Origin of the sequence: Streptomyces sp. NPDC093018 (assembly GCF_040684035.1) — a bacterium.
GTDB classification, from domain to species: Bacteria; Actinomycetota; Actinomycetes; order Streptomycetales; family Streptomycetaceae; genus Streptomyces; species Streptomyces murinus.
This window is the reverse complement of record NZ_JBFBFF010000003.1, coordinates 210,817-226,978: the sequence shown is the minus strand read 5'-3', so window position 1 is coordinate 226,978 and position 16,162 is coordinate 210,817. Positions and strand designations below refer to the sequence as shown.

Below are 16,162 nucleotides of genomic sequence, written 5' to 3'. Positions count from 1 at the left end.
CGAGACTCGCCGTATGAACAGCGAAAACATGCGCGACCGGGCCCGCCGGTCCCTGCTGGCCGCCGTACAGGGGCTGATGCTGGCCCTGATCACGATGCCCTTCGGCATCGCGTTCCTGGTCCTGACCCTGGTGTCCCTCGCCTTCGTCCCGCTCGGCATCGGACTGCTCACGACCCCCCTGGTGCTGACGGGGGTCAGGGCGCTGGCGGATGTGCGCCGGAGGCTGGCGGCGGAGTGGTGCGGGGTGCGGATCCGGGCGGTGTACCGGCCGATCCCGCGCGGCACCAACCCGTGGACGCGCACCTTCACGATGCTGGGCGACCCGCAGACCTGGCGGGACGTGCGCTGGCTGCCGGTGGACTTCACCGCGGGTTTCATCAGCGCGCTGCTCCCCGCCCTGCTGCTGTTCTACCCCGTCGAGGGACTGCTGCTGCCCTTCGGGCTGTGGCGGGCGTACGCCCGGGGCGGCACGTACTGGTACGCGTTCGTCCCGGTCACCGGGGAGGCCACCGCCATCGGCGCGGCCGTCCTCGCCCTCGTGATCCTGCGGGTCGCCCTGCGGTTCACCCCGGGCCTGCTGACCGCGCACTTCCGGCTCGTGCGGGCGGTGCTCGACAACAGCGAGGGCGAACTCGTGGAGCGAGTACGGGTGTTGACCGAGACCCGGCGGGACGCGGTGGACACCTCGGCCGCCGAACTGCGGCGCATCGAACGGGATCTGCACGACGGCGCCCAGGCCCGTCTCGTCGCCATGGGCATGGACCTCGGCACCATCGAGATGCTGCTCGACAAGGACCCGGAGCAGGCCAGGCGGCTGCTGGCGCAGGCCCGCCGCAACTCCGTGGACGCCCTGGAGGAGCTGCGCGACCTGGTCCGCGGCATCCATCCGCCGGTGCTCGCCGAACGCGGACTCGGCGACGCCGTACGGGCGTTGGCGCTGCGGCTGCCGCTGCCGGCCGAGGTCGCGGTGGAGCTGCCGGGCCGGGCGGACGCGCCGGTGGAGTCGGCCGCCTACTTCGCGGTCAGCGAGGTGCTCACCAACGCGGCCAAGCACGCGGGTGCCGACCGGCTCTGGGTGGATCTGCACCACACCGACGGCCGGCTGCGGATCACGGTCACTGACAACGGCAGGGGCGGTGCCTCGGTCGGGTCCGGCTCCGGGCTCGCCGGGATCGAGAAGCGGCTCGGTACATTCGACGGCGTCCTGGCCGTCAGCTCTCCCGCGGGCGGCCCCACCATGGTGACCATGGAGATCCCGTGCGTGTTGTCCTAGCCGAAGACCTCTTCCTGCTGCGCGACGGACTGGTCCGGCTGCTTGAGGCGTACGGCTTCGAGATCGCGGCGGCCGTCGAGTCCGGACCCGAACTGACGCGGGCGCTCGCCGAGTTGAAGCCGGATGTGGCGGTGGTCGACGTACGGCTGCCGCCCACGCACACCGACGAGGGCCTGCAGTGCGCCCTGGCCGCCCGGCGGGCCCGGCCGGGGCTGCCGGTGCTGGTCCTCTCCCAGCATGTGGAGCAGTTGTACGCGCGGGAGCTGCTCGCGGACGGCACCGGCGGGATCGGGTATCTGCTCAAGGACCGGGTGTTCGACGCGGAGCAGTTCGTGGACGCCGTACGGCGGGTCGCGGCGGGAGGTACGGCGATGGATCCGCAGGTCATCCAGCAGCTTCTGGCCCGGAGTTCGGCCGACGACCGGCCGCTCGGGGGGCTCACCCCGCGCGAGCGGGAGGTGCTGGAGCTGATGGCGCAGGGCCGGTCGAACGCGGGCATCGCCGCCCAACTGGTCGTCACCGAACGGGCGGTGGCCAAGCACACCTCCAACATCTTCGGCAAGCTCGGCCTGGAGGTGTCGGACGACGACAACCGGCGGGTGCTCGCGGTGCTGGCGTATCTCGACGGCGGGCCCAGCTGAGCACCGGTTCAATTCCGGTGACCCCGGGGGCACGTGTGTGCGAGGGTGACGCGGTGAACCAGGACTGGGAAGACCGGGTGGACGCCGCTTGGGCCGCCTTCGCCCGCGACGAGTACCCCGAGGAGCGCGCGGATCGGTTCCGCGCCCTGATCGACGGCCTCGTCGCCGAACTGCCCGAGGACAGCCCGCGGGGCCCCTTCGAGCGGGCCTGCGCCTTCGACTCGACCGGGCACTCGGACCGGGCCGTGCCGCTGTACCGGGAGGCGCTGGCGCGCGGCCTCGACGGCTACCGGGGGCGGCGGACCCGGATCCAGCTGGCGAGTTCGCTGCGCAACATCGGGCAGCCGGAGGAGGGTGTACAGCTCCTCATGCCCGAACTGGACGGACCGAGCGACGAGTTGGACGACGCGGTGCGCGCCTGTCTCGCGCTGTGCCTCTCCAGCCTGGGCCGCGACCGCGAGGGCCTGTCCCTGGTGATCGAGGCGCTGGCCGCCCATCTGCCGCGCTACCAGCGGTCGATGGCCAACTACGCGCGCGCCCTGGCCGGTCCGGAGGCCTGAACCGGCCGCCGCATCGGCATGTACGCGGCGCTTGACGGTGACCAACCAAGGGCTCGCTCGTTCTTCCGGACGTGCAGTCACAGGATGTAGCCCACCGTCACGCCCCCGCCGCCGCCTCCGGACCTGCCGACGTCGAGCGGGCCGAGGCCATGCTCGTCGAGCACTATCCACGGCTGGTCCGGCTCGCCCATCTGGTGCTGCCGCCGGGCCTCGGCCGCGCCCGCCGGGTGCTGACCGCACACGCCCTCACCCAGCGCGCCCTGCCCCGGGGCCGCAGGCAGGCCGACCGGATCCCGGCCCAGCCCTCGGGCCGTACCCCCACCCGCCGGGACCCCGGTGACCCGGCGGCCCGGGAGAGCGACCCCGGGTACGCCTATCTGCGCGAGCGGGTCCTGCGCGCCGCCCTCGCCGCCGCCCGCCCGCACCGCGGCCTGCCCCCGCTGCTGCCCCGTGTCTGGGGCCTGCGGCTGCTCCCGCGCTCCGGCGGCGCCGACGAACTCGCCCTGGACCAGCGGCTGTCGAAGCTGTCCGCGCCGGCCCGTGCCGCCTATGTGCTGCGCGGCCTGGACCGGCTGCCCGACCAGGAGATCCGCAAGATCCTGGACGCGGCCGGGGTGGACGACCCGGGCGGCGCCCTCGCCATGGCGAACAGCGTGCCCGCCCAGCCGGGCCTGCTCTCCTCCCCCGAGTTCGACCCCTGCACCCTCCAGGCCCGGCCCACCGATCTGCTGCGCCGCCGCCAGCACACCCGGGCCGCCCTCGGCGCCGCGGCCGCCCTCGCGGTGTGCGGGGCGCTGCTCGCGCTGCCGCACTCCGGCTGGGGCCCGGACGGCGCCGCCGCCCCCGTCTACGCCGAGAACCCGGCCGCCCAGGCCGCCCTCGACCCGGGCAAACTGACCCGGATCTCCCCCACCGCCTGGCGTTCCGCGGCCCGCACCGACTTCTCGGCCTGGCCCGCGCGCGGCCCGCTCACCGGCGACAAGGACCTGCTGCGCCGCGCCCTCGCGGTCTGGGCCCGGCCGGGGCAGAACGTCCGGGTGTCGGCCACCCCCGGCACCCAGACCGGCGGCCCCGCGGGCCCGCCCCAACTGCTGTACGCGGGGCAGGTCGACGCCGCCCGGGTGGTGATCCTCTACGACGGTCTGCGCATCGCCCGCTACGCGGAACCGGCCGACGGCACCCAGGGCGCCGCCCTGGACTTCGCCCGGGTGGACGGCGCGACCGGCGCCGAGGCGAGCGCCCTGGTCCTCGGCCGCGCCGACGGCAATGTGCAGTATCTGCTGGCCCCCTGGGTGACCAAGGCGGCCACCCGCGATCTGCTGAAGCCGGCCTCGGCGCCCACCCCGCTCACGGTCACCGGCGGTGTCACCGCCCCGCTGACCAGCCCCGCCCTGGCCACCGGCAACTGCACCTCCTGGACCGTGCTCCAGGTCTCCGGCGGCTCCGGCACCCAACTGGCCACCGACCTCGGCGAGCTGGTCCCGGCCCGTCTCACCGCGGGCCGCCCCGGCGCTCCCGGTGCGGCCGCCGGGCCCGCGGGGCTCCAGGCGTGGGCGCCGTTCGCCTGCTCGCTGGCCACCGAGCGCTCCTCGGGTGTGCGCAGCGTCAACGCCTGGGACTACGCGGAGCAGCCGCTGCCCGACGGCAGCGGGGCCGGCCAATGGGTCTGCACCCGCGCCGAGACCTGGCGCGGTGACGGCGCCGCGGCACTGGCCCAGTTCCGTGTCCCCGGCTCCCGCTACGGTGCCGTCACGGCGAAGGGCACCGATACCGCGGCCTGCGGTCCGCGCGATCCGCATGTGCTGGCCGGGGTGCTGTGGAAGTCCAAGGGCGGGCACTGGTATCTGCTGGCCGCGGGCGCCCCGGACACGGTGGCGATCCACGCGAGCGGCGGGATCACCGCGTCGGCGCCGGGCTCGCTGCTGATCTCCAAGGCCACCAAGGGGGCGCAGGCTCAGCTGAAGGGCACGCTGGCGGGCGGCAAGGCGATCGACGGGCTGCACTAGGGCCCGCGCGTACGAATGTTATTGACATTCGCGTAAACAAGCCGTGCCGGAACCCTTCTCAGAGCGCCTACCCGTCAGTACATTGACGCCATGTCTCATACGCAGGCCCGGCCGGTGGAGTCCGAGCGCATCGCGCTCAAGGCCCGCAATGTGTCCTTCTCGTGGGAGGACACACCGCTGCACTGGGTGCCCGGGGATCCGTTCACCACGCACACCATCAATGTGCTGCACCTGCTGCTGCCCGCCGGCGAGCGCTGGTTCGTGCACGTGTACAAGCAGGCGCTGCCGCTGATCAAGGACGACCGGCTGCGCGAGGACGTCATCGGGTTCATCGGGCAGGAGGCCATGCACTCCCAGTCCCATGACGAGGTGCTGCCGCATCTGCGCGAGCAGGGCCTGGACCCGACGCCGTACACCGCGCAGGTCGACTGGTTCTTCGAGAAGCTGCTCGGCGACCGCACCCTGCCGCCCGGCCGGGCGCGCCGCTGGTGGCTCCTGGAGCGGGTGGCGATCATCGCGGCGATCGAGCACTACACCGCGTTCCTCGGCGACTGGGTGCTCGGCGCGGCCGAGCTGGACCGGCGCGGCGCCGACCCCACCATGCTGGACCTGCTGCGCTGGCACGGCGCGGAGGAGGTGGAGCACCGCTCGGTCGCCTTCGACCTGTTCACGCATCTGGACGGCAGCTACCGGCGCCGGGCCCGCACCTGGGCGAGCGCGTTCTCGGCGCTGCTCTTCCTGTGGCAGCGCGGGGTCCGCTTCTTCATGGCGAACGACCCGACGCTGGCCGGCCCCGAGGCGGCCAAGGCGTCCTTCAAGGACTTCTACGACCGCGGCCGTGCGGGCGTGCTGCCCGGCACCGGTGCCATGCTGCGCTCCATCCCGCGCTATCTCGGCCGGGACTACCACCCCTCGCACGAGTTCTCCACCGCCCAGGCCGTCGCCTATCTGGCCGCCTCCCCGGCCGCGCTCGCCGCCGAGCAGGCGGAGCGTTCCCCGAAGGGTGCCGCCTGATGCCGAAGCCGCTCACGGTCGCCCTGCTCGCGGGCGCCGCCCTGCTCACCCGGAGCGCGCTGCGCCGCCGCGTCCAGGTCTCGCCGCTGTGGCCGATGCCCGCGCTGGAGACGCCGATCTCCGGGCGGCCCCGCTCCCGGGCGCTGCGGCTGCTGCTCACCGCGCACGAGACGATCGCCGACGGTGTCGTACGACTGCGTCTGGAGGGTGCGGAGTTGCCGCGCTGGACGCCGGGCGCGCATCTGGATCTGGTGCTGCCCTCGGGGCTGGTGCGGCAGTACTCGCTGTGCGGGGATCCCGCGGACACCTCGGCGTACACGGTCGCCACCCGGCTGGTCGAGGACGGGCGGGGCGGTTCGCGGGAGGTGCACGAGCAGCTGGCCGAGGGCATGGAGCTGGAGGTGCGCGGGCCGCGCAACCGGTTCCCGCTCGCCGAGGCGCGGTCGTACGTCTTCGTCGTCGGCGGGATCGGCATCACCCCGGTGCTGCCGATGCTGCGCGCGCTGCCGGAGGATGCCGACTGGCGGCTGCTGTACTGCGGGCGGACCCGGGCCTCGATGCCCTTCCTGGACGAGGTGCGGGAGCTGGCCGGGGACCGGCTGTCCCTGGTGGCGGAGGACGAGGACGGGCGGCCGGACCTGGACGCCCTGTTCACGGCGGTGGCCCCGGGCACGGCGGTGTACTGCTGCGGCCCCGAGGGGCTGATGGAGGCGGTCGCGGCGCGGGTGCCGGAGGGGGCCGCGCTGCATCTGGAGCGGTTCGCGCCGCGTGCCTCGGCGGACGGGAACACCGCGTTCGAGGTGGAACTGCGGCGCAGCGGGCGCACGGTGAGCGTGCCGGCCGACTCCACGGTGCTGGCCGCGGTGCGCCGGGAGCTGCCGGGCACCGTCTACTCCTGTGAGCAGGGCTTCTGCGGGACGTGCCAGCAGCGGGTCCTGGAGGGCGAGGTGGAGCACCGGGACGAGCTGCTCACGGACGCGGAGCGCCACGACTCGATGCTGATCTGTGTGTCCCGGGCCCGCGGCGAACGCCTTGTGCTCGATCTGTGACGCAGTGATGTGAACACCGGTTCGGGTCCGAACCGTTGACGGCCGGATCCGCTCGGTAAGGTGTTCGTATGACTACCGGGGTGCGCCGCAGGATGGGTGTCGAGGAGCGACGGCAGCAGCTGATCGGCGTCGCTCTCGACCTGTTCAGCCGCCGCTCGCCCGACGAGGTCTCCATCGACGACATAGCGGCGGCCGCGGGTATCTCGCGGCCGCTGGTGTACCACTACTTCCCGGGCAAACTCAGCCTGTACGAGGCCGCGTTGCGGCGCGCCTCGGAGGAGCTGAAGGCCCGCTTCACCGAGCCGCACGAGGGTCCGCTGGGCGCCCGGCTGCTGCATGTGATGCATCGATTCTTCGCCCATGTGGACGAGTACGGCCCCGGTTTCTCGGCCCTGATGCGCGGCGGCCCGGCGGTGTCCGCGACCGGCTCCCGGGAGAAGGAGCACGTCTCGACCACCAACGCGCTGATCGACGACGTACGGCAGTCCGCGTACGAGCAGATGCTGGCCCACCTCGGGATCGCGAAGGCGTCCCCGCGCCTGGAGCTGGTCATCCGGTCCTGGATCTCGCTCGCCGAGTCCACCGCACTGATCTGGCTGGACGGCCGCCGTATCCCGCGCGAGGAACTGGAACTCCAGCTGGTGCACGACTTCGCCGCCCTGGTCGCGGTGAGCGCGACCCGGGACGAGGGCATGGCGGACGTGCTGCGCGCCATCCTCAAGGACGAACCGGCCGACGGCCCCTTCGCGGAGCTCGTCGGCCGGCTCACCTCCCTGGCTTCGTGAAGCGGGCCAGGAGAGGGGCTAGGAGCGGGTGAACACCGCCACGGTCCTGGCCGGCACCGTGAAGGTGCCGGTGGCCGCCGTGTAACCGGAGGTCTTCACCACCGGGTCCGCGCCGGACGCCTGCACCGGGTGCAGCCGGTACCCGGTCCCGGCCAGGGCGGAGACCGTCTGCCGCTGCGCCTGCGGGGTGGCGTTGAAGACGACGACCAGGTCACCCAGGGTCATGGTGATCACGCCCGGGGTCTCGTCCTTGCCGGACAGCGGGAAGGACAGCTCGCTCTGCACCCGGCCCGCGGTGTCGAGCGAGAACGCCTTCTCGGTCGTACGGATCCTCAGCAGATCCTGGTAGGCGGCCGAACTGCCCTCGATCTGCGGGCAGCCGACCTTGACCGAGGTCAGCAGCGGTCCGGCGTACGACCACTTGTCCTGGTTGTCGGCCGCCATGGGCAGGCCCCGGCCGAAGCCGTTGCCGTCGGCGCAGTTCCAGTGGATGGCGTTGAACCAGTCGCCGCTGTCGAAGGAGTTGCGGTCCAGCGACTTCGAGCGCAGCAGATCGGTGCCCGCCTGCGACAGCGACGGGCCCTGCGAGAGGGTGGCCGTGGCCATCGCCAGGACCTGCATCCGGGCCCGGTCGGCGGCCGAGGTGCCCTGGGGCAGCTTGTAGGCGAGCGCGTCGAACAGGGACTCGTTGTCGTGCGCGTCCACATAGGCGAGGGCGTCGCCGGGCGCGGCCGCGTATCCGGCGGGCGCGCCGTTGTAGTCCACCTCGGCGCCGGTGACCTCCTTGCCGTCGGTGTCGGTGAAGTGGTACTTGGCGAGGTTGCCGGTCAGCCCGACCTTGATCAGGTCCTGGTAGTGCAGCAGCCGGGCCTTCTGCTCGGCCGGCGTACCGTTGGCCGCCGAGCCGTTGGGGTCGGTGTACAGACCGGAGGCGAAGCCCTGGACGCCGGGGTCGGAGTCGAAGGGGCTCCCGCCGCGCACCGCGTCGCGGGCCCGGTCGGAGAAGGTGGCGATGCCGGTGCCGGCCATGTTCGCCTGGGTGGCCTGCACGAAGCGGGCGTTGTCGGCGACCTCCCCGAAGTTCCAGCCCTCGCCGTACAGGATGATCTTCTTTCCGTCGACGCCGTCCTTCTTCAGGGTGAGCGCGTCGAGGGCCTTTCTGACCGCGAGGATGTTGGCCTTCGGGTGGTGGCCCATGAGGTCGAAGCGGAACCCGTCGACCTTGTACTCCTTGGCCCAGGTGACGATCGAGTCCACGACCAGCTTGCCCATCATCGCGTTCTCCGGCGCGGTGTTGGAGCAGCAGGTGGAGTTCGCCACCGAGCCGTCGGCGAGCAGCCGCTGGTAGTAGCCGGGCACGATCTTGTCCAGGACGGAGGTGTCCGCCTGGCCACTGGCCGAGGTGTGGTTGTAGACGACGTCCATCACGACCCGCAGGCCGTCCTGGTTGATCCCCTGCACCATCCGCCGGAACTGCTCGGTGCGCGCGGTGCCGTCCGGGTCGGTGGCGTAGGAGCCCTCGGGGACGGTGAAGTGGTACGGGTCGTAGCCCCAGTTGTAGGCGTCCTTCGCGGCGCTCTTCGCCACGCAGGCCTGCTGCTGGTCGGAGTCGGCCGGGTAGGCGGCGAGATCGCAGTCGGGGCTCTGCTGGTCGGCCTTCTTCTCGGGCACGGTGGCGAAGTCGAAGGCGGGCAGCAGATGCACGTACGACGTCCCGGACTTCGCCAGCTCCCTCAGGTGCTGGGAGCCGTCGCTGTTCTTGTCGGTGAAGGCGAGGTAGGTGCCCCGGTCCCGCGCCGGGACGGTCTTGTCCGCGACCGAGAAGTCCCGGACGTGCAGCTCCTGGATCTGCGCGTCCCGCAGCGGTACGGCCTTGGGTTTGCGCAGGGTGGACCAGCCGCTCGGCGCGAGGGACCTGTCGTCCAGGTCGGCCACCACGCTGCGCTCGGAGTTCGCGGTGAGCGCGACCGAGTAGGGGTCGGTGACCTTGTTGGTGACCAGCTGCCGGACGCTGGGCGCCCACACCTTGACCACGTACCGGTAGCTCTTGCCCTTCCAGGACGCGGGCCCGGTGACCGACCAGACGCCGGTGGTGTCGTCGCGGCGCATGGGCCGGTCCGTGCCGTCGATCTCCAGGGCGACGCTCTGGGCGGTGGGCGCCCATACGGAGAGGGTGGGCCTGCCGCCGTGGAAGACCGGGCCGAGCCGCGCCTCGGTGGCGGCCGGGTAGAGGTCGTCCAGGACGCCCGCGGTCTGCACACCGGTCGCGGCCAGCACGGCACCGTCGGCGGCGCGCTGGGAGGCGACCAGCTGACCGGTGAGCGCCTCGCGCACCCGGCCGCGGTCACGCGGGTCCACGGACCAGGCCGTGTAGTCCTTCAGATAGGGGAACTTGGCCTTCTGGGCGTCCGTGAGGGTGGTCTTCTCCAGCCGGAGCCAGCGCTCGTCGTCGCTGGTCAGGGCCCCGTCCTTGGCGGTGATGGAGCCGTCGTGGGAGTAGACCAGCTGGGTGGAGGCGGCACCGTCGGCGCCGTCCCAGGCGAGGGTGTTCCGGTCGATCCAGACCGCCTTGGAGGTGGTCAGGTCGAGGTCGGCGGCGGTGCCCGCGGGCCCCGGCAGCAGATGCTTGTCCTGGCCGTTCAACAGCCACACCTCGTAGCCGTCGGCCTTGAGGTCGAGGGACTGGTCGGCGGCGAGGTCCTTCTCGTCGCCGTTGTGGATGATGTAGCTGAGGCTGCTGGCACCCGCGGCGAGCGGGACCTCGAAGACGGCGCCATAGGCGTCAGTCTTCACCGGCTTCAGGGGGGCCGACCAGTCGGTGGGGTTCGCGGCGCCCGTCCAGACGTGCAGCCCCCAGCCGTCGTAGTCGCCGTCGGCGCGGTGGTAGTGGATGACGGCCTTGGTGGTGTCCGGCGCGGGGTACGAGGAGGGCCGCTGGGTCTGGACGCCGGCGTCGCCCTGCTTCACCCAGACCTCGCCGGTCCTGGTGACGTCGATGCTCCGGTCGGAGTCGGTGTCCTTGTTGCCGTTCTTGTCCACGACCAGGAAGCCCACGTTCGAGGCGCCCGGCTTGACCTTGACGTAGGCGAAGGCGCCCCAGGCGTCCCGGCCGGTGAAGGGGTGCCCGGCCGGCCAGGTGGTGGACTCGCCGTCGGCGATGTCGCCCCACGCGTACAGGCCCCAGTTGTCGTAGTCGCCGTCGGTGCGCTGGTAGTGGACGATCACGTAGTCGCGCGAGGAGGCGGTGGGCGGGGCGGGCGCGGGTACGGCGCCGGTGGTGCTCTGCGCCGTGGCGCTCGCGGTGTGTCCCGCGCTGTCGATCACGACGGCCTTGTAGCGCAGCGCGGTACCGGCCGGGACCTTGCCGCCGAGGGTCTGGGTGACCTGGTAGGGGGCGTGGTCGGCGGAGCCGAGGACCTGCCACTTGGCGTTGCCGACCTGGGCGGCGAAGACCACCCGGTTCAGCTGACCGCCGTCGACGCCGGCGCCGGCGCCGAGGGTCACGGTGCCGGTGGCACCGGCGGCCGGGGCGTTCAGGGTGAGCGTGGGCCTGCTCGCGGGCTTGTCGAGGGCGCCGGACGCCTTGTAGACGACGGCGGACTCGGCCGGGACGGTGACGGTGACCTTGCGGCCGCCGTCCGAACTCACGCTGCCCGTCGCGCCGTAGACACCCCGGTACGACATGTCTGCCGAACCGGTCGCGAAGGTGGCCGACTCGGCCTCGCTCGCGTTGTTGAACGCGACGATGTACTCCTGGCCGCTTCTGGCGTCGGTGCGGGTGAAGGCGTAGATCCCGGCGCCGTCGGCCGCGTACCGCTCGCTCTGCACGCCGTCGGTCAGGGCCGGGTTGGCCTTGCGCAGGGCGGAGAGGCCGGCGATCTGCCGGTACAGCGGCGCTTTCGTGTCGTAGGAGTCGCTGGCGTGGGTGCGGTCGGTGCCGATCTCGTCGTCGGCGAGGTAGCCGGGCACCTGGGAGGCGAACATGGTCTGGCGGGCCGCCTTGTCGCCGCCGTCGCCGGTGAAGCCCTGTTCGTCGCCGTAGTAGACGACCGGGTTGCCGCGGCTGAGGAACATCACCTCGTTCGCCAGCTCGTCCTTCTTCAGCAGTTCGGCGTCCGAGGCCTTCGGGTTGTCCTGCTTGAGGAAGTACCCGATGCGGCCCATGTCGTGGTTGCCGAGGAAGGTGACCTGCTCATAGGCGTTGGCCCGGTCGGTCGTGTACTTGTAGTCGTCGCCGAGGACGCTCGCCAGCTTGGCGGCGCTCGCGCCCTGGGAGGCGTAGCCGCGGGCCGCGCCCTGGAAGGGGAAGTCGAGGGTGGCGTCGAGGCGGCCCTGGGTGACGTACGGGGCGGTCACGGAGGTGTCGGTGTCGTACGTCTCGCCGAACATGAAGAAGTTCTTCCGGCCGTGCGCCGCCGCGTACGTGTCGAGTGCGGTGGCCCACTGGGTCCAGAAGTCCAGGTCGACGTTCTTGGCGGTGTCGATGCGGAATCCGTCGACGGCGAAGTCCTTCACCCACCGCTCGTAGATCCGCTCCATGCCGTGCACGACCTCGGGGCGCTCGGTCCACAGGTCGTCCAGGCCGTCGAAGTCGCCGTAGGTGCCGGACTCCCCGGCGAAGGTGGAGTCGCCCCGGTTGTGGTACATCGTCGGGTCGTTGAGCCAGGCCGGGACCTTGGACTCGGTGGTGACCTGCGGGGTGTACGGGAAGGAGGCGGCGGAGACGGCCGGGAACTCCTTGGCTCCGTCCGCGTAGTCGGCGTCGTCGAAGGGCTTGCCGTCCTTGGTGAGGTACGGGTAGGCGCCCTTGGAGCGGTAGTCGGAGGAGTTCTCCTTGTTCGTCACCACGTCGGCGGTGTGGTTGGTGATGACGTCGAAGAAGACCTTCATGCCCTTGGCGTGCGCTTTGGAGATGAGGTTCTTCAGGTCCTGGTTGGTGCCGAAGTGCGGGTCGACCTGGGTGAAGTCGGTGATCCAGTAACCGTGGTAGCCCGCCGAGGCGTTGGCCCCTGTGCCCTGCACCGGGATGTTCTTGAAGATCGGCGCCAGCCACAGGGCGGTGGTGCCGAGCCCCTTGATGTAGTCGAGCTTCTGGGTGACGCCCTTGAGGTCGCCGCCCTGGAAGAAGCCCTCGTCGGTGGGGTCGTAGCCGGTCGTCATGCGCGAACCGGTGAGCCCGCCCCTGTCGTTGGCCTTGTCGCCGTTGGCGAACCGGTCCGGCATGACGAAGTAGAACTGCTCATGGGTGTCGCCGTGCCGGGCCGGCTGGGCCGCGAGGGCCGAGTCCGACGGGGGCGGGGGCGGGGTGGCGGCCTGCGCGGCGGGCGCGGCCAGTGGCTGCACGAGTGCGGCCGTGAGCGCGGCGACGGCGAGGGCCGCGGCTCTCCTGCGGTGGGTGGTGCGACGCTGTGCGGGCGTCGGCCATCTCGGTATCACAGGCATGAACTCCTTGCGATGGCGGCTCGTTCGGGTCCGACCCCACGCCGCGGCTCGGCTTCGAGGCCGGGCGCCCGCGTGACCGTATCCTTCGCGAAAGGGTTGCAGCAAGAGCCGTGAAAGCATCGGCAAGGAATTTCAAATGCCGCGGCCCGCACCGCCATGGGGGCGCGGTGCGGGCCGACTCCCCGTTCAGCAGGAGGACTTGCCGGCGTAGATCGCCAGCGCGGTGTTCGGGGCGACCGAGGCCGTGAACCAGCCGGTGCTGTTGACCGTCACCGTGGTGTTGTTCTGCACGTTGCAGTAGGTGCCGGCGGGCAGCGAGGTCTGGAAGGAGCGACTGGCCGTCGCGCCCTCGTGGTTGATGACCACATAGCCCTTGCTGCCGCGGCCGAAGGCGATCAGATTGTCGCCGTCGTCCCACCAGTTGGAGACCGCCTGGCCGTGGGTGGCGTTGCGGAAGGCGACCATGGACTTGATCTCCGGCCAGGCGTGCTGGCACTTCCAGCCGTCCTGCCAGCAGGCGTTGACCTGGCCGTTGTTGGGCGGGCCCGCGTCCGTGTCGCTCCACTCGTAGCCGGAGTTGATGTCCGGGGAGCCGTAGGGCCAGGCCAGCATGAAGACGTTGGCCAGCGTGTAGTTGGCGCCGTCCTTGTAGTTCAGGGTGGCGCCGTTGCGCTCGGTGTCGTGGTTGTCCACGAAGACGCCGGCCACGTTGCTGGGCAGGTATCCCCAGCCCTCGCCGAAGTTGTTCAGGTAGGCGAGCTTCTCGCTGTTGAAGACGCGCTTGAGGTCGTAGCCGTAGCGGAACTCCTGGACGTCCCCGTTGCCCGTGTACTCGGTGGGCTGGACGGCCTCGCCCGCGCCGTAGATGACCTCCTGCTTCCAGTAGACGCCCGGGTTGGTCAGCCGGCTCTTGATGTTCGCCAGGTCGGCGGCGGCGATGTGCTTGGCCGCGTCGATGCGGAAGCCGTCGGCGCCGAGCGAGAGCAGGTCGTTCATGTACCCGGCGATCGTCGCGCGGACGTGCTCCGCGCCGGTGTCCAGGTCGGCCAGGCCCGACAGTTCGCAGTTCTGGACGTTCGAGCGGTCCTGGTAGTTGCTGATGTTGGTCCGGCAGGTGTGGAAGTCGGAGTCCGCGTACACGCCCGGGTAGTTGTACTTGGTGTACTGCGTGCCGCCGGTGCCGGTGCCGCTGCCCGCGGTCATGTGGTTGATGACGGTGTCCACCACGACCTTCACACCGGCCGTGTGGCAGGTGGAGATCATGTTCTTGAAGGTGGTCCGGTCGCCGAGCCGGCCCGCGATCTTGTACGACACCGGCTGGTACGAGGTCCACCACTGGGAGCCCTGTATGTGCTCCTCGGGCGGCGAGACCTGCACGAAGCCGTAGCCCGCGGGGCCCAGCGTGCTGGTGCACTCGCGGGCCACCGAGGCGTAGTTCCACTCGAACAGGACGGCGGTGACGTCCTTGGTGCCGGGCGCGGAGGCATGCGCGGTCGTCGGGGTCATGACAAGGGCGGCGGCCGCGAGGGCGACCGCCCCGGAGAGCGTCTTGCGTACCATGTGGGGTTCCTTCGTCGCTGAAGGTGCTTGCTGCAAAGTTTCAGAAACCTTGCGGTGACGCAGATGTTAAGGGCCCGCTGCCGGAAAAGGCAGCGGGCCGCAGAGAAGTTGATGCAAGAAATTTCACACGGGGTGTCAGACCGCCGCGGTCCACCACACGGTGGTGTCGGCGGGCACCTTCGCCTCGCCACCGGTCTCGGCCACCTCGCCGCTCGCCAGCAGCACCCGGCCGTACGCCGGGGTCGTCACCGACTCGCCCGTGGTGTTGGCGACGCACACGAACTCGCCCCGGCGGAAGGCCAGGACGCCCTCGGGGGCGCGCAGCCACTCCAGCATGTCCCCGGCGCCCAGGTCGGGCTGGGCGCGGCGGGCGGCGAGGGCGGCGCGGTACAGCTCCAGGGTGGAGCCCGCCGTCCCGGTCTGCGCCTGAACGCTCAGCTCGCCCCAGCTCGCCGGCTGCGGGAGCCAGCTGCCGCCGTCGCCGAAGCCGTACGACGATCCCGTGCGGGTCCACGGGATCGGCACCCGGCAGCCGTCGCGGAAGCCGTCCTGGCCCGCGCCGCGGAAGTACGCCGGGTCCTGGCGCACCTCGTCGGGCAGGTCCACGACGTCCGGGAGGCCCAGTTCCTCGCCCTGGTAGAGGTAGGCCGAGCCGGGCAGCGCCAGCATCAGCAGGGTCGCGGCGCGGGCCCGGCGCAGGCCGAGTTCGCGGTCGCCGGCCGTGCGGATCTGGGTGCCGAGCCCCGCCGGGTTGGCGAAGCGGGTGGCGTGCCGGGTGACGTCGTGGTTGGACAGCACCCAGGTGGCCGGGGCGCCGACCGGGCGCATCGCCTCCAGGGTTCCGTCGATGACCGTACGCAGCTCGGCCGCGTCCCAAGCCGTCGACAGGTACTGGAAGTTGAACGCCTGGTGCAGCTCGTCCGGGCGGACGTAGTTGGCGGTGCGCTCGACGGTCGGGGTCCATGCCTCGGCCACGAAGATGCGCTCACCGGCGTACTCGTCGAGGATGGTCCGCCACTGCCGGTAGATGGCGTGCACGCCGTCCTGGTCGAAGAACGGCATGACATCGTTGCCCAGCAGCTTCAGCTGCTCGCCGGAGCCGAGGTCGGGCAGGCCCTCGGCCTTGACCAGGCCGTGCGCCACGTCGATGCGGAAGCCGTCCACGCCCATGTCCAGCCAGAAGCGCAGGATGGAGCGGAACTCGTCGCCGACCGCCGGGTGTTCCCAGTTGAGGTCGGGCTGCTCGGGGGCGAACAGGTGCAGGTACCACTCCCCGGGCGCGCCGTCGGGCTCGGTGACCCGGGTCCAGGCCGGGCCGCCGAAGATGGACTCCCAGTCGTTGGGCGGCAGTTCGCCCGCCGCGCCCTTGCCGGGGCGGAAGTGGTAGCGCTCCCGCAGCGGGGAGCCGGGGCCCTCGGCGAGGGCGCGCTTGAACCACTCGTGCTGGTCGGAGGAGTGGTTGGGCACCAGGTCCACGATGATGCGCAGGCCGAGCCCGTGGGCCTCGCGGATCAGGGCGTCGGCGTCCAGCAGGGTGCCGAACATCGGGTCGACCGCGCGGTAGTCGGCGACGTCGTAGCCGGCGTCGGCCTGCGGGGAGGCGTAGAAGGGGCTGAGCCACACCGCGTCGACGCCGAGGTCGCGCAGGTACGGCAGGCGGGAGCGTACGCCCTCCAGGTCGCCCATGCCGTCGCCGTTGCTGTCGGCGAAGCTGCGCGGGTAGACCTGGTAGATGACCGCCTCCCGCCACCAGTCGCGGCGATGGCCTGCGACGGTGGCGGTGGCGGAGTCGGTGGCCGGGGCGGCAGTGTGCTGCTGGCTCATGGCTTCCT

At 71.6% G+C, this 16,162-nt stretch carries 10 protein-coding genes; 7 read left to right on the top strand and 3 right to left on the bottom strand.

The annotated features are described in order from the left end of the window. Window positions 1-13 precede the first annotated feature (13 nt). The 7 genes from AB0N90_RS08290 to AB0N90_RS08260 all read left to right on the top strand — a co-directional run bounded on the left by AB0N90_RS08290 (window position 14) and on the right by AB0N90_RS08260 (window position 7,328). Window positions 14-1,273, top strand: a complete 1,260-nt coding sequence (locus AB0N90_RS08290; RefSeq protein WP_365193998.1) for a sensor domain-containing protein — start codon at window positions 14-16, stop codon at window positions 1,271-1,273. Next, window positions 1,258-1,914, top strand: coding sequence for a response regulator transcription factor (locus AB0N90_RS08285; protein WP_361671266.1), 657 nt, complete (start codon window positions 1,258-1,260; stop codon window positions 1,912-1,914). Before AB0N90_RS08290 ends, AB0N90_RS08285 begins: the two co-directional genes overlap by 16 nt. A gap of 53 nt (window positions 1,915-1,967) precedes the next feature. After that, window positions 1,968-2,474 (top strand): tetratricopeptide repeat protein, encoded by a 507-nt coding sequence (locus AB0N90_RS08280; protein ID WP_365193996.1) that lies wholly within the window; start codon window positions 1,968-1,970, stop codon window positions 2,472-2,474. Between the two features lie 71 nt (window positions 2,475-2,545). Next, a complete protein-coding gene (locus AB0N90_RS08275; RefSeq protein WP_365193994.1) occupies window positions 2,546-4,480 on the top strand; it encodes a hypothetical protein in 1,935 nt (644 codons plus the stop codon). A 90-nt stretch (window positions 4,481-4,570) separates the two neighbouring features. After that, window positions 4,571-5,494, top strand: coding sequence for a metal-dependent hydrolase (locus AB0N90_RS08270; RefSeq protein ID WP_365193991.1), 924 nt, complete (start codon window positions 4,571-4,573; stop codon window positions 5,492-5,494). Beyond that, entirely contained in the window at window positions 5,494-6,543 is a 1,050-nt protein-coding gene (locus tag AB0N90_RS08265) for a PDR/VanB family oxidoreductase (protein ID WP_365193988.1), read from the top strand. Before AB0N90_RS08270 ends, AB0N90_RS08265 begins: the two co-directional genes overlap by 1 nt. A gap of 68 nt (window positions 6,544-6,611) precedes the next feature. Beyond that, window positions 6,612-7,328: a TetR/AcrR family transcriptional regulator gene (locus tag AB0N90_RS08260; protein ID WP_365193985.1), complete on the top strand. Its 717-nt coding sequence runs from the start codon at window positions 6,612-6,614 to the stop codon at window positions 7,326-7,328. Window positions 7,329-7,346: 18 nt separating this feature from the next. Here the strand turns inward: AB0N90_RS08260 and pulA are convergent, their stop codons facing one another. From pulA to AB0N90_RS08245, 3 genes are all read right to left on the bottom strand, one after another. Further along, window positions 7,347-12,770: a pullulanase-type alpha-1,6-glucosidase gene (gene pulA, locus AB0N90_RS08255; protein WP_365193982.1), complete on the bottom strand. Its 5,424-nt coding sequence runs from the start codon at window positions 12,768-12,770 to the stop codon at window positions 7,347-7,349. Between the two features lie 186 nt (window positions 12,771-12,956). Next, window positions 12,957-14,330, bottom strand: a complete 1,374-nt coding sequence (locus AB0N90_RS08250) for an alpha-amylase family protein (RefSeq protein ID WP_365193980.1) — start codon at window positions 14,328-14,330, stop codon at window positions 12,957-12,959. A 135-nt stretch (window positions 14,331-14,465) separates the two neighbouring features. Next, entirely contained in the window at window positions 14,466-16,154 is a 1,689-nt protein-coding gene (locus AB0N90_RS08245; protein ID WP_365193977.1) for a glycoside hydrolase family 13 protein, read from the bottom strand. Window positions 16,155-16,162: the final 8 nt, after the last annotated feature.

What these genes read in the sequence shown, in the direction of transcription:
- pulA (WP_365193982.1), bottom strand. Translation starts at nt 12,770, where the DNA reads ATGCCTGTGATACCGAGATGGCCGACGCCCGCACAGCGTCGCACCACC.
- AB0N90_RS08290 (WP_365193998.1), top strand. Translation starts at nt 14, where the DNA reads ATGAACAGCGAAAACATGCGCGACCGGGCCCGCCGGTCCCTGCTGGCC.
- AB0N90_RS08260 (WP_365193985.1), top strand. Translation starts at nt 6,612, where the DNA reads ATGACTACCGGGGTGCGCCGCAGGATGGGTGTCGAGGAGCGACGGCAG.
- AB0N90_RS08250 (WP_365193980.1), bottom strand. Translation starts at nt 14,330, where the DNA reads ATGGTACGCAAGACGCTCTCCGGGGCGGTCGCCCTCGCGGCCGCCGCC.
- AB0N90_RS08245 (WP_365193977.1), bottom strand. Translation starts at nt 16,154, where the DNA reads ATGAGCCAGCAGCACACTGCCGCCCCGGCCACCGACTCCGCCACCGCC.
- AB0N90_RS08265 (WP_365193988.1), top strand. Translation starts at nt 5,494, where the DNA reads ATGCCGAAGCCGCTCACGGTCGCCCTGCTCGCGGGCGCCGCCCTGCTC.
- AB0N90_RS08270 (WP_365193991.1), top strand. Translation starts at nt 4,571, where the DNA reads ATGTCTCATACGCAGGCCCGGCCGGTGGAGTCCGAGCGCATCGCGCTC.